The 13,089-nt window shown below is 61.7% G+C and carries 6 protein-coding genes; 2 read left to right on the forward strand and 4 right to left on the reverse strand.

The genetic code is table 11. The features are described from left to right. Positions 1 to 12 precede the first annotated feature (12 nt). The 3 genes from ACLBW8_RS25265 to ACLBW8_RS25275 form a co-directional block, all read right to left on the reverse strand. The gene (locus ACLBW8_RS25265; RefSeq protein WP_447806651.1) at positions 13 to 8,745 is read right to left on the reverse strand and encodes an Ig-like domain-containing protein; all 8,733 of its coding nucleotides are present in this window, start codon (positions 8,743 to 8,745) and stop codon (positions 13 to 15) included. A 138-nt stretch (positions 8,746 to 8,883) separates the two neighbouring features. Continuing rightward, positions 8,884 to 9,726, reverse strand: coding sequence for a sulfotransferase family protein (locus ACLBW8_RS25270; RefSeq protein ID WP_064454833.1), 843 nt, complete (start codon positions 9,724 to 9,726; stop codon positions 8,884 to 8,886). 109 nt (positions 9,727 to 9,835) lie between these two features. Further along, positions 9,836 to 11,449 carry a glycosyltransferase family 39 protein gene (locus ACLBW8_RS25275; protein ID WP_447806571.1) on the reverse strand — a complete coding sequence of 538 codons (1,614 nt, stop codon included), beginning with the start codon at positions 11,447 to 11,449 and terminating at the stop codon, positions 9,836 to 9,838. 201 nt (positions 11,450 to 11,650) lie between these two features. On the opposite strand from ACLBW8_RS25275, the gene ACLBW8_RS25280 reads away from it, so the two are divergent. Then, on the forward strand, positions 11,651 to 12,238 hold the full coding sequence (locus ACLBW8_RS25280; RefSeq protein WP_447806572.1) for a phage tail protein: 588 nt from the start codon (positions 11,651 to 11,653) through the stop codon (positions 12,236 to 12,238). Between the two features lie 49 nt (positions 12,239 to 12,287). Next, a complete protein-coding gene (locus ACLBW8_RS25285; protein ID WP_064450107.1) occupies positions 12,288 to 12,596 on the forward strand; it encodes a hypothetical protein in 309 nt (102 codons plus the stop codon). Here the strand turns inward: ACLBW8_RS25285 and ACLBW8_RS25290 are convergent. Further along, a complete protein-coding gene (locus ACLBW8_RS25290) occupies positions 12,572 to 13,087 on the reverse strand; it encodes a GNAT family N-acetyltransferase (RefSeq protein ID WP_447806573.1) in 516 nt (171 codons plus the stop codon). The genes ACLBW8_RS25285 and ACLBW8_RS25290 overlap by 25 nt on opposite strands. Positions 13,088 to 13,089 lie beyond the last annotated feature (2 nt).

Consider the following 13,089-nt stretch of genomic DNA (forward strand, 5'->3'; position numbering starts at 1 on the left):
AATTAAGTGTGTTCAAGCCTGCATTTCGCTGATGCCGACTTGTTGCAGTGCCTGTGCCAGGTCCATCACCTGGCGTTGTTCGGTGTCTTTGAGCTGCTGCAATTGTTGGCCGAGCGTCGGCGCCCCAAATACCCCGCGCAGCGCTTGGGTCGGGTCGCCCTGGCCTTTGATCGATTTGCTGTCGAAGGCCTTGAGTGAGCTACCGTCGCCGCCGGTTTCACGGTTAAACAGGCTGGAGAGAGTGCTTGTACCAAACACCCCGCCATCGCCGCCGCCAAAACCGAGGAAGCCCTTGCCGGAACCGTCTCCGACGTTATCGGTGCTGGTAAACACCTGAGCGATAAAGCTCGGGCTGGTGGCGCCGTTGTTGATAAAAATGTCCCCCAACGGGCGAACACCGTCGCCCAGTACGCGCTGCTCAAACAGCGGCGCAAACGTCAGCGGTGAACCCAGGTTGCCGATAGGCGGGGCGAAGACACCCGGTTGCAGCGGCAGGTGCGGCATGTCAGTCACCGGCCTTGCGATACCGCCGGTGAGGGTCAGAGGGTCGGCCGTGACCGTGACGCTATTGATCGCGTAGGCGTTGGACTGGCTGATGCCTTCGCCGACGTTACCGGCCAGGTCACGAATCGTGCTGTTGTCGACCGTGATGATGTTGGCGCTGACATTGACGTTGTTGTTCGGCGTCAGGGTCGCGGTCCAGTAATAGCCGCCCTCGCCACTTTGCAGGTTGGACAGCGTGCCGTTCGGCACTTTCAGGCTGGACAGGTCAAAGCCGCGCACGGGTTCGCTGAACCAGATAAACACCTGCGTGCCCTGCCCGGCCTTGAGCTGGGTATCCGATACCTCGATGTACACCTGCGGGCCTTGGGTATCGACGGCAAAATAACTCGAGTAGGCATACGTGTTGGCTGACGAGTTGCCTGCCGCATCCGTTACCCCTTTGCCATCCAGTACTACCGTGTCATACCAGTTCTGCAGATGATCTTTAGGCGTAAGCGTGGCGGTCCAGGTGATGCCGCCATCGACACTTTTCAAGTTGCTCAACACGCCACTGGCGACACTCAGGTTGTCCAGTTTAAGGCCCGACACCGCCTCGTTGAAGGTGATCGTGACGTTGGCCGTTTCGCCGCTGGCAAGCTCGGCCTTGTCGACCACAATCGTGGCAGTGGCCGGGCGGGTATCTATCGCGTAGCTGTTCGACGTACTGGTCCCCAGGCCCGCGTTGCCGCTGAGGTCATGCACCTGGGTATTGTCCAGGCTCACCACGTTGCTGGTGTCTTCGATGTAGCGCTGCGGCGTGAGCGTGGCGGTCCAGGTGATGCCGCCGTCCACACTTTTCAGGCTGCTCAGCCAGGCGTTCTGCGCCTGTGGGCTGTTGTAGAACTCAACCGCTTCACTGAAGGTAATGGTCACTATGGCCTTCTCGCTGCCACCCAGGCTGGTCTTGTCGACCACAATGGTGGAGGTCGGGCGTTGGGTATCGACCGTGTAGTTGCGCGAAGTGGTGATACCGGCGCCGGTGCTGCCGCCGTAGTAGGTCACGCCGGCGTTGTTGAGCCGCACCACATTCTGGGCACTGGTGGTATTGGCAAATGGCGTCAGTGTTGCCTGCCAGCTGATACCACCATCACTGGTGCGCAGGTTGGACAGCACGCCGTTGTCGGCACTGAGGTCGCTCAGGTCAAAGTTGCTGACCGCCTTGTTGAAGTAGATAGACACCGTGCTCGTTGCGCCGACTGCCAAACGCTCGGAGCTCAGGTAAACATTGGAACTCAGCGGTGTGTGGTCGACCGTGTAGGTGATCATTGAGCCGGCATCGAACGCGTAGTTGGTATTGCCGGCCCTGTCTTTGACGTAAGCCAGGGACAAACCAATGAGGTAGCTGCCCGAGGAACCCGCGCCCGGCGTCGGCGTCAGTGTCGCCTGCCAGGTCCTGCCACCGTCGAGGCTGTAGAACGGACTCAATGTGGCCGCTTGCAGGTTGACGATTGCGCGGTTGTCGAACCCGGTGACCCACTCGGAGAAGGTGACGGTGACGGTGGCGGTCTCGCCCGGTTCCAGCAACTTATCGGACAGCGTCCAGGTCGCCGTGGGTATAACCGTATCGATTGCAAAAACCGGCGACAGCGCATTCACAACGCCTCTATTACCGAAAGCGTTTTGAACGCTGCTGGTGTCCAGCGTGATCAAATTGGCGGGGGCCGTCACGTTTGCATTCGGCGTGAACACCGCCGTGTAAAGCGTGTCGCTGTAGCGGGTGAGTTGGCTGAAAGTGCCGTCCGGGGCATGCAGACTGCTAAGGTTGAAGCCCTGCACCGCCTCGGAGAAACGCACCGTTACGATCTGTATTTCGTCCTTATTGATAACCGTGTCGGAGATATCGAGGGTCGCGGTAGGGTGTGAGGTCTGGACGTTGAACGCATTGGAGTTGATCCAACCCCAACCGCTGTTGCCTGCAAGATCGCTCACACCGACGTTGTTCAGCGAAATGGTACTGCTGCTGGCCTGAATGCCATCGGCGGGCGTGAATATCCCAGTCCAGGTGCGCCCGCCATCGCTGGACGTCATTCTGCTGATTCTGCCGGTGGCAACGATCAGGTCGCTGTTGTCGAAATTCGTCACAGGCTCCGAGAACGTTACCGTAAGGAGGCTGGTGCTGCCGGCCGTCAGGAGCGGGTTGGCAATCACGACGGTGGCAGTCGGCGGCTGGGTGTCGATGCTGAAAGTGTTGGAGTCTGTGGTACCCGTGCCCGCGTTGCCCGCCAGGTCGTAGACACCCGTGTTGTTCAACGTGATCAGGTTGCGGGTCGCCGTGATACCGGCATCCGGTTTGAACATTGCGGTCCAGGTGATACCGACATCGACGTTGCGCACCGCGGTCAAGGTGCCGTTGGCGATGGTCAGGTCGGCATTGGTAAAGCCTGTGACCGCCTCGGAGAACTTCACCGTTACCTGAGTCCACTGGCCGACTGTAATCGTCGGTCCGGCGACCACAATAGTGGCGGTTGGGCGCTGGGTATCAATCGCGTAGTTGTTAGAGTCGGTGTTGCCGGCACCGCTATTGCCCGCGGCGTTTTGTACGCCGCGGTTATCCAGGGTGATCAAGTTGGTGCTGTCGGTGATATTGCTGGTCGGAGTGAAGCTGGCCGTCCAGGTGATACCGCCGTCGCGGCTGCTGACCGCGCTCAATGTGCCGTTGGCAATGGTCAGGTCGGCGTTGTTGAAGCCGGTGACCGCTTCGCTGAAGGTGATGGTCACCAGGGATGTCTCGCCGACCTTGAGGGCGTTATCGGCAACCACGATGCTGGCGGTCGGCAACACCGTATCGATGGTGTAGTTGCCGGAATTGGTCGTGCCGGTGCCGGCGTTACCCGCAATGTCGCTGATGCCGCTGTTGTTCAAGGTGATCAGGTTGGTGGTGTCCCGGACGCCGACCGTCGGCGTGAAGGTCGCGATCCAGGTGATGCCGCCATCGCTGCTGCTGACTGCACTTAAAGTACCGTTGGCGACGCTCAGGTCGCTGTTGTCGAAACCCGAAATCGCTTCGGAGAAGGTCACCGTGACCAAGGTGGTTTCGCCAGCGCTCAAGGACGGGTCGGCAATCACGATGGTCGCGGTGGGCCGCTGGCTGTCGATTGCATAGTTGTTGGAGTCGGTGGTGCCCGTGCCGGTGTTGCCGGCCAGGTCTTGCACGCCGGTATTATCCAGGCGCACGACGTTGCTGGTGTCGGTGATGCCGGCGTTCGGCGTGAGGGTCGCGGTCCAGGTCACGCCGCCATCGCTGCTGCTGACTGCGCTCAAGGTGCCATTGGCGACCGTCAGGTCGGCGTTGGTGAAACCGGTGACCGCCTCAGAGAAAGTAATGGTCACCAGCGAGGTCTGGCCGACGCCGAGGGCCACATCCGCGACCACGAGGGTGGCGGTCGGGCGCGCCGTATCGATGGCGTAATTGTTGGAGTTGGTGGTGCCGACGCCCGCATTGCCCGAGGCGTTTTGTACGCCGCTGTTATCCAGCGTGATCAGGTTGGTGGTGTCAGTGACATTGCTGGTCGGCGTGAAAGTCGCCGTCCAGGTAATGCCACCATCGCTGCTGCTGACCGCGCTCAAGGTGCCGTTGGCGATGGTCAGGTCGGCGTTGTTGAAGCCGGTGACCGCTTCGCTGAAGGTGATGGTCACCAAGGATGTCTCGCCGGCGTTGAGCGCGTTATCGGCAACCACGATGCTGGCGGTCGGCAAGAGGGTATCGATGGTGTAGTTGCCGGAGTTGGTCGTGCCGGTGCCGGTGTTACCGGCAATGTCGCTGACGCCGCTGTTGTTCAAAATGATCAGGTTGGTGGTGTCCCGGACGCCAACCGTCGGCGTGAAGGTCGCGGTCCAGGTGATGCCGCCATCGCTGCTGCTGACTGCACTCAACGTGCCATTGGCAACGCTCAGGTCGCTGTTGTCGAAACCCGTCACCGCTTCGGAGAAGGTCACCGTGACCAGGGTGGTTTCGCCGGCCTTCAGGGTCGGGTCGGCAATCACGACGGTCGCGGTGGGCCGCTGGCTGTCGATTGCATAGTTGTTGGAGTCGGTGGTGCCGCTGCCGGCGTTGCCCGCCTGGTCGGTGACGCCGGTGTTGTCCAGGGTGATCAGGTTGGTGCTGTCGGTGACGTTGCTGGTCGGCGTAAAGGTCGCGGTCCAGGTGAGGCCGCCATTGCTGCTGCTCACCGCGCTCAGGGTGCCGTTGGCGATGGTCAGGTCGGCGTTGGTGAAACCAGTGACCGCCTCGGAGAAGGTGATGGTCACCTGTGAGGTCTCGCCAATCGCCAATGCGCTGTCGGAGACCACGATGGTGGCCGTGGGTCGCTGGGTATCGATCGCGTAATTATTAGAGTTGGTGGTGCCGACGCCAGTGTTACCCGAGCCGTTTTGTACGCCGCTGTTGTCCAGCGTGATCAGGTTGGTGGTGTCGGTGATGGCATTGGTCGGTGTCAGCGTCGCGGTCCAGGTGATACCGCCGTCAGCGCTGCTCACTGCCGTCAAGGTGCCATTGGCGACGGTCAGGTCGGCGTTGCTGAAACCGGTGACAGCCTCGGAGAAGGTGATGGTCACCAGCGAGGTCTCGCCTATGGTCAGCGAATTGTCCGCGACCACGATGGTTGCAGTCGGCGCCCTGGTATCGATCACGTAGTTGCCGGAGTTAGATGTGCCAAAACCATCGTTACCCGCCAGGTCACTCACGCCGGTATTCTGCAGCGTGATGATATTGGTGGCGCTACGGATATTCGCCGTCGGCGTGAAGGTCGCGGTCCAGGTGATGCCGCCGTCGGCGCTGCTGACCGCGCTCAAGTTGCCGTTGGCAACGGCCAGGTCGGCGTTAGTGAACCCAGTGACCGCTTCGGAAAAGGTAATGGTCACCAACGAGGTTTCGCCCGCGCTCAGCGTCGGGTCGGCCAAAATAATGGTCGCGGTCGGGCGCTGGGTATCGATGGCGTAATTGTTGGAATCGGTCGTGCCGCTGCCGGCGTTGCCAGCCTGGTCAGCAATGCCGGTGTTGTCCAGGGTGATCAGGTTGGTGCTGTCGGTGATGTTGCTGTTTGGCGTAAAGGTCGCGGTCCAGGTGACGCCGCCGTCGGCAGTGCTCACAGCGGTCAAGGTGCCGTTAGCGATGGTCAGGTCGGCGTTGGTGAGGCCGGTGACTGCTTCGCTGAAGGTGATGGTCACCAGCGAGGTTCCGCCGATTTTCAGCGCGTTTTCGGCCAGCACAATCGTTGCCGTTGGCCGTTGCGTGTCGACCGCATAGTTGTTGGAGTTGGTGCTGCCGGTGCCGGTGTTGCCGGCCCCGTCGCTGACGCCGGTGTTATCCAGGGTGATCAGGTTGGTGGTATCGGTAATGTTGCTGGTCGGCGTGAAAGTCGCGGTCCAGGTGACGCCGCCGTCGGCAGTGCTCACAGCGGTCAAGGTGCCGTTAGCGATGGTCAGGTCGGCGTTGGTGAGGCCGGTGACTGCTTCGCTGAAGGTAATGGTCACCAGCGAGGTTTCGCCAAGCTTCAATGCGTTGTCGGCGACCACAATGGTTGCGGTCGGCCGCTGCGTGTCGATGACGTAGTTGTTGGAGTCGGTGGTGCCAGTGCCGGTGTTGCCCGCCGCATCGCTGACGCCGTTGTTGGCCAGGGTAATCACGTTGGTGGTGTCGGTGATGCCGGCGGTGGCCGCGAGTGTGCCGGTCCAGGTCACGCCGCCATCGCTGCTGCTGAGCCCGCTGACGGTGCCGTTGGCAACGGTCAAATCAGCCGAGGTAAAGCCGGTGACGGCCTCGCTGAAGGTGATGGTCACCAGGGAGGTACCGCCGATGTTTAGCGCGGTAGTGGCCACCACGATACTGGCGGTCGGCCGCAGCGTGTCGATGCCATAGGTATTGGAGGGGGTAGTGCCGGTGCCTGCGTTGGTTGCAACGTCGGTATAGAGAGCGTTGTCCAGCGTCACCACGTTGCCACTGCTGGTGTTGCTGGCGTTCGGCGTCAGGGTGGCGGTCCAGTGAATATTGTCGCTGGTGGCCAGGTTGCTCAGGGTACCGTTGGACGCCGTCATGTCAGACAGGCTGAAACCGGCCACGGCTTCGCTGAAGGTAATAGTCACCGTGCCGTTGGCCGTGGTGCTCAGCGTAGGAGCGCTGACCGAGAGGGTCGCGGTCGGCCGCACGGTATCGATGGCATAGTTGTTGGACGTGGTGGTGCCAACCCCCGCGGTGCTCGTCGAAACGCTGCTGACACCGGTATTGTCCAGGACGATGTGGTTGGTAGCACTGGTGGTATCCGCGCTCGGGGTAAAGGTCGCGTTCCAGGTGACGCCGCCGTCGAGGGAGTTGACCGCGCTCAGGGTGCCGTTGGCAATCGTCAGGTCGGCGTTGGTGAACCCCGTTACGGCCTGGTTGAAGGTAATCGTCACCGGTGACGTGCTGCCGATATGTTGGGCAACGGTGCCGATCACGATGGTCGCGGTCGGCGCCGGGCTGTAAGCGGTGTTCGCCGTTGCGCCGATATCGTTGAACAGCCCGTTGACGGCTGTCGGCTTGTTGCCTGCCGAGGCGGCGGTGGCCAAGCCACCGTTGCCACTGGCACCGGTGTTGGACGTACCACCCAAGGTCGCGAAGTTGGCCGCCGTGATCAATACCGAGCCTTTGTTCCAAATGGCACCGACACCCAGGCCACCGTCACCACCATTGAGCGTAGTGCCGCTGCCAGCCGCCGAACCGCCACCACCACCGCCGCCCGCACCGATGTTACCGGTAATCGAGCTGGTGCCCACGATGGTCAGGGTGGCGCCGCTGGCGTTGTAGATACCGCCGGCCGCTGCGCCGCCCTTGCCACCGGCAGCATTCCAGCCGGAACCACCGCCGCCGCCGCCGATCGACAAGGCGCCAGAGGCCGCTGTGCCGCCAGCGGAACCGTTGGTATAGCCATAGATGCCGGTCGAACCGGCACCGCCGCTGCTCGAACCGCCGATGCCGCCCATGGTGCGGTAGCCACCGCCCGTGCCACCCTGGTTGGCGGTGCCCGCTGTGCCGGCATAGATACCGCTCCCGTCGCCGGTAATGCCGCCATGCCCACCGGTGCCGCCGCCCACTGCGCCGCCCCCGCCGCCAGCACCGCCGACATCCCCACCGGCCACGCCACCACCGCCACCGCCACCCGAGGCTGCGTTGGCAGTCACACTGACGTTATTCAACGTCAGGTGGCCGAAGTTACTGATCCCGGCCCCGAGCAAATTGGCCGCGGTAGTCGCGCTACCGCCACTGCCGCCGTTGCCAGCCATCAGGCCCTTGGTAATGACCAGTCCGTCCAGGGTCGCGGTAACTCCGGAATTGACCGTGAGCACTTGAGTCTTGTACTGCCCGCTGATGGTCACATCCGGCGTGCCATTGTGGTCGAGGTCGCCTTCGACGGTGAGGTTTTTGGTGATCACCAACTGCGAGTTGAGATTGACCGTCATACCTGGCGTGTTGAAGGTGACGGTATCGCCCGCCACCGCACTGCTAAGGGCCGCACGCAGCGAACCGACGCCGCTGTCAGCTCCGCTGGTCACCGTGATCGTCGCCAGGCCGTACTGATACGCCGACATCGCCTGATACGACAACGCTGTGTGGCTCTCTATAGAGCCCGTGGCAATCTCCAGCGTCCAGTCGCCGCCCGCGCCGGTGCGGTTGCTGGACGCGGCAATATCACGCCCGGTCAGGCTGGCCAGGGAGTCGACAAAGCTGATGCCCTTGTCGCCCTCTGCCGTGTTGCAGGCATAGATCAGGATATCGCCACCGACATTCATGTCCTGACCGATCTGCGCCAGCACCGCGCTGCGGGCCGCGACGTTATCGGCCGACAGGTAAGTGCTGCCCAACCACAAGTCACCCGAATTACCGTGAGCGATTATCTGCACCGAACTCACGCCCTGGTGGCTGCCCAGGTAGTCGGCAATCTGTTGCAGACCCTCTTTACTGGCATCCAGTTGCACCACCTGAGTGCCGGGAGCGACGCCTTTGAGCAGGTCGGCGGAGTCCTTCACGCGCGCATCGACGAACACCACCGCCTGCCCCGGCACGGCAACCGGTGCCGGTGTGGCCGGCGCGTCGGTTTGCGCGTGGGTGTCTTTGCTGGCAGTCGCGTGATCAGCCGTCGACGCCTTGGCCGCCGCATCCGCAGTGGCATGGCTGTCCGCCTGGGCGGCATCGACCACTGTGGCCGCGACCGCGCCGTCAAACAACATGCGGGGTTCAAGGAACATAATCATCGGCGATGCCGGGCTGGTGGCGCCTGTTGTTGCCTGCCGTGCCTTACCTTTGCTCCACCACATGCTGCTCACCCGCTTGTCGAAGACTGTTACTCGTAACGAAAAAAGCCGCACTCAACTGATCGCGGCGTCGGTTTTGATGCGAATGACATTGGCCGCGCTCAACGATCCATCGCGCCAGAATTCCATGTGCGCATACTGCTCGAAGAGGTCAGGCGGCAGGATGGTGCGCCGAGGCTGCAACGCGACCTTGGATTTGACCCGATGCAACCCGCTGACGCCCAAGGCGTCATCAAAGTCCGGCGCGTCATAGCTGAGGTTGTCGAAATCATGCTCGAACCACGGCTCGCCGATAAATTCGTAGACCAGCCGCATCACCCGCTCAGGCGCCTGGGACAGCAAGTCGTAGTCGACGACCAGCATGGAGTCGGCGTTTTCCCCGTAGTACGCCTCTTTGAGCGCCGACCAGGCATAGCCCACAAGGCGATTGCGCTGGCCCAGCGTTTCAACGCGGCTGTAGACCGTGTTGCGCTCGACGTCATCGTTGAACAGCTTGGTGTTCTCGAACGGGTTGGCGCGATACAGCCGCTCAAGGCTGTCCATGATCCAGGCCACATTGCGCACGCAGGCGATCACTTTGGCCTGGGGGAACAGGTCATGGAGCGCGGGCATGCGCGCGCACCATTGGCGATTGGTATCGAAGACTATCGGGAGAGAGGTCTTGTCGGCGTAGTAGGAATCGAACAGGCCTCGCAGCAAACGGCGACGGGTGTCGGCGTCAATCACCGAGCCAAACTCACTGCCGGCGCTGCATTGCCCCAGCACGCCGTTGAACAGGGTGCCTACAGGGCTGCTCATGCCGGCGTGAAAACGCGGGTTCTGCAACAGGATCGCAGAGAGCAAAGTGGAACCGGAACGCGGTAATCCGGAGATAAAGTGATACTGCAATCCGTTCACCACTTTGTAGGACGAAAATCCATTTATCCGCCAAGCGTAGCTGAGGATTGCAGTGCCGACTAGTGGTCATTTGCCACTATTTTGGCATTCGCCCAATGCCGATTTGAAATTAGCGGCAACCCTCTGGTTGCAAAGGTTCTGGGCCGCGGCACAGTACGAACAACCGCGCGCGCGCCCCGCCGCCATCCTGACGCAGAAGCTCTCGCCAACCTTCAGGAATCGGTGCGAAATCATCCGGCGGCTCGGTGCTGCTGATCAGCCACGCACGCCGCGTATCGGCGGGTAATGCCGACAGGCGGTCAAGGTAAATACGCCCACCGTTCTGGTCCACCAGCGTGCCGAACCCGTACGCGTTGGGTCTGGTCGAGCTGCCATCAGGTTTAGGCGGTGTGTAAAGCTGCAATTGGGCGTCGGTCTGGTCGTAATACACGTAGCTGAGGTACCACATCATGTCGCTGAGGACGATGCGGTCGTCTTCCTGGTAATTACGGTTGACGAACTCCACCGGGACATTGAACTGGTCATGCACGTCCACCGTGGCGTTGTTCTTCAGCCCCAACAATTCCACGCCTGCGAACAACACGAACAGCGCCGCCCCCAGCCACGACAGGCGCTTCGGCAGGCGGTCGATGGCCACTGCCACGAGGATCGGCAAACCGAGTGCGTACACCGTGAGGTAGCGCTCGATAAAGACCGGTGAGATGAACGAAACACCGTACACCAGCAGCATCGGCAGCAGAAAGAACGAGGCCAGCAGGCAAGTCGGGCGATAACGCTCGCGGTCACGCCACACGGTGAGACCCACCACGGCGATCAACAACAGTGGGAACAGCCAGAACAACGGCGGCCAGAAACCGATGCCTTCGTCCTGAAGCACGAACTGCCAGATCATCGACGGCACCGAAATCAGTGAAACCGGATCTTCCCAGCCGATATCACCGCCGACCTTGAGCTGCTCGACGTGCCGGATCAGGTCCAGCAGGTTCGGCAGCCAGGGCAGGTACAACACCACAATCAATGCGTTGGCGCACCACCACGACGGACGAAGTACCAGGCGTTGGCCGCGCGCTTGAGACGTACACAACACGCCCAGCCACGCCCAATGCACCAACACGCACAAAGCGGTGAAGTAGTGGGTGTAGAAACCGGCCGCCATCAGCAGCAAATAGGCCACCAGGTAGCGCGTGCGCTCAGGCTGACGTACCCAATACACCAGCGCCAGCGTGGCGCCCAGCAGCCACACGGCCAGCAACGAGTACATGCGCACTTCCTGGCTGTAACGCACTGCCGTCGGAAACAGCGCCAGCAAGACGCCCGCCAGCACGGCCGCGCGATGGGTAGACAACTGTCGTGTTAGCGCGATGCCAAGGCCGACCGCCACCACGCCGGGAATGGCACTCATACCGCGAATCGACCAGATGCCGTCGCCAAACAAGCCGATCCAACCGCGTAGCATGAAAAAGTACAGCGGCGGGTGCACGTCATGGGCCGCGTGAAACCACAGGTCATCCATGGCGTATTCACTGAGCAACAGGCTCGAGCCTTCATCGCCCCAGATCGCCGAGGCGGTCAGGCCATAGAAACGCACGGCCATGGCCAGCGCCAGGATCGGCACCCACCATAAGCGGCTCAGCCAGCCGGCACCCTCCCAGGCGGCCGAGAGGCGATTGACTGCGGGAAATGCCCCAACTTTGTCGTCTTGCTCTACCACAGACCGTCGCACCTCAAATCCCCTCATACCGCCCGTTAACCGGGGCGAAACCTGCACTCGCGCAAACAAGCGCCACTCTAGGACAAAAGCCCCGTTTTCGCTCGCTGTTTTGCAACCGCCAGGCGGCGTGCAAAACCGCCGACTACGCTCTGCGATGACACCAGATCGATTGGCGTCACACCCTCGCAAATCCCACCACAAGGATGAAAGAGCATGGAAGTATTCCTCGGCACCATTCAACCCTTTGCGTTTAACTTTGCCCCACAAGGCTGGGCTTTGTGCGAAGGTCAGATCCTCTCGCTCAATCAATACCAGGCGCTGTTCGCCCTGATTGGCACCACTTACGGCGGCAACGGCACCCAAAATTTCGGGTTGCCGAACCTGCAAGGCCGCTTACCCATCGGCCAGGGCAACGGCGTAAACTTGTCACCGCGTGTTGTCGGTGAGTTTTCAGGCACCGAAAGCGTCACCGCCACCCTGGCCAACCTGCCCACCCATACCCACGGCACCGCAACCCTCGCGGCCAGCACCGCAGTGCAACTGACCAGCGCCGTCAGCAATCCGGTGACAACGCCGACCGCCACCAACGCCTATATCGGTGCTTCCGGCACCGGCCCCGGCAGTGCTTCGATCTACTCCGACCAACAAGGCGCCAACCCGGTGACGCTCAAAGGCGTCAACACCACGTTGACCGGCACGATTGCACCAGCGGGCCAAGGCTTGCCCATGGGCACGATGAATCCGTTCCTGGTGATCAACTTCAGCATTGCCCTGACCGGACTCTTTCCGTCACGCGGCTAAAAAACCGGCCGGGGCTCACGGCCTCGGCGCTTCTGAACTGGAGCCTTTTATGTTGAACCTGGTCACCTCTGAGCATTTTCGACCGTTGCTCAATTGCAACAGCATGCTGTACCTGCCCGATGGCTCGGCGCTGCCGATCCAGATCCAGCACCTGACCGAAGCCCCTAAAGCCACCCTGCCGGGCAGCCCACGCGGGGCATTCAGTGTGTTGTTCGAAAGCCTTGGGCCCACGGATTTCATTGACGGTTTATGCCGTTTGCCGCTGGTGGACACCTGCCTGGAAGAGGTGTTTGTATCCCGCGAGCCCGCCATGGGCCGTGATGAGCAACGCGGTTACTTCTGCATCGTGTTCAACTGAGATGGGTACCACACCAACCGCTGCGCGGCGGGCGTTTCTTCTTCCACACGAAACCCCAGCGCCAGGTAATGCTGGCGCGCATGGGGGTTGCTCGCCCAGACCACCGTGGCCACCGGGCAAAACACCTGGGTGGCCGCCCGCTGCACACCTTGCAGCACCGCACGGCCAAAGCCTTGGCCGCGCGCGGCGGGGATCAATGCCAGGTACAACACGCGGATTTCATTGGGGCCGAAATCAGCACTCAAGGCGCCGATGGGCGTGTCCAACTTCTCGATAACGTAATGCAGGGCACCGGGGAAATGCTCGTCCAGGCCCTTTTCCTGCACGTGGAACTGCTGGGCTATCACGTCCTCCACCAGCGCCTGCTCGCCGTCGATCCACTGCAAATCCGCACGCGCCGAGCGGTAGAGGCGCTGCAAAAACGGCCCGTCGCTGCTGCGGGACGGGCGCACTACCAAGCCCTGCGCCAAGGCGCCATCCTTGTTCAACATTG

The organism is Pseudomonas sp. M5A4_2d (assembly GCF_053345295.1).

Excerpts from the sequence above, each read along its gene's own strand:
- ACLBW8_RS25265 (WP_447806651.1), bottom strand. The coding sequence starts at position 8,745 with ATGTTGTTTGACGGCGCGGTCGCGGCCACAGTGGTCGATGCCGCCCAG.
- ACLBW8_RS25280 (WP_447806572.1), top strand. The coding sequence starts at position 11,651 with ATGGAAGTATTCCTCGGCACCATTCAACCCTTTGCGTTTAACTTTGCC.
- ACLBW8_RS25285 (WP_064450107.1), top strand. The coding sequence starts at position 12,288 with ATGTTGAACCTGGTCACCTCTGAGCATTTTCGACCGTTGCTCAATTGC.
- ACLBW8_RS25290 (WP_447806573.1), bottom strand. The coding sequence starts at position 13,087 with ATGTTGAACAAGGATGGCGCCTTGGCGCAGGGCTTGGTAGTGCGCCCG.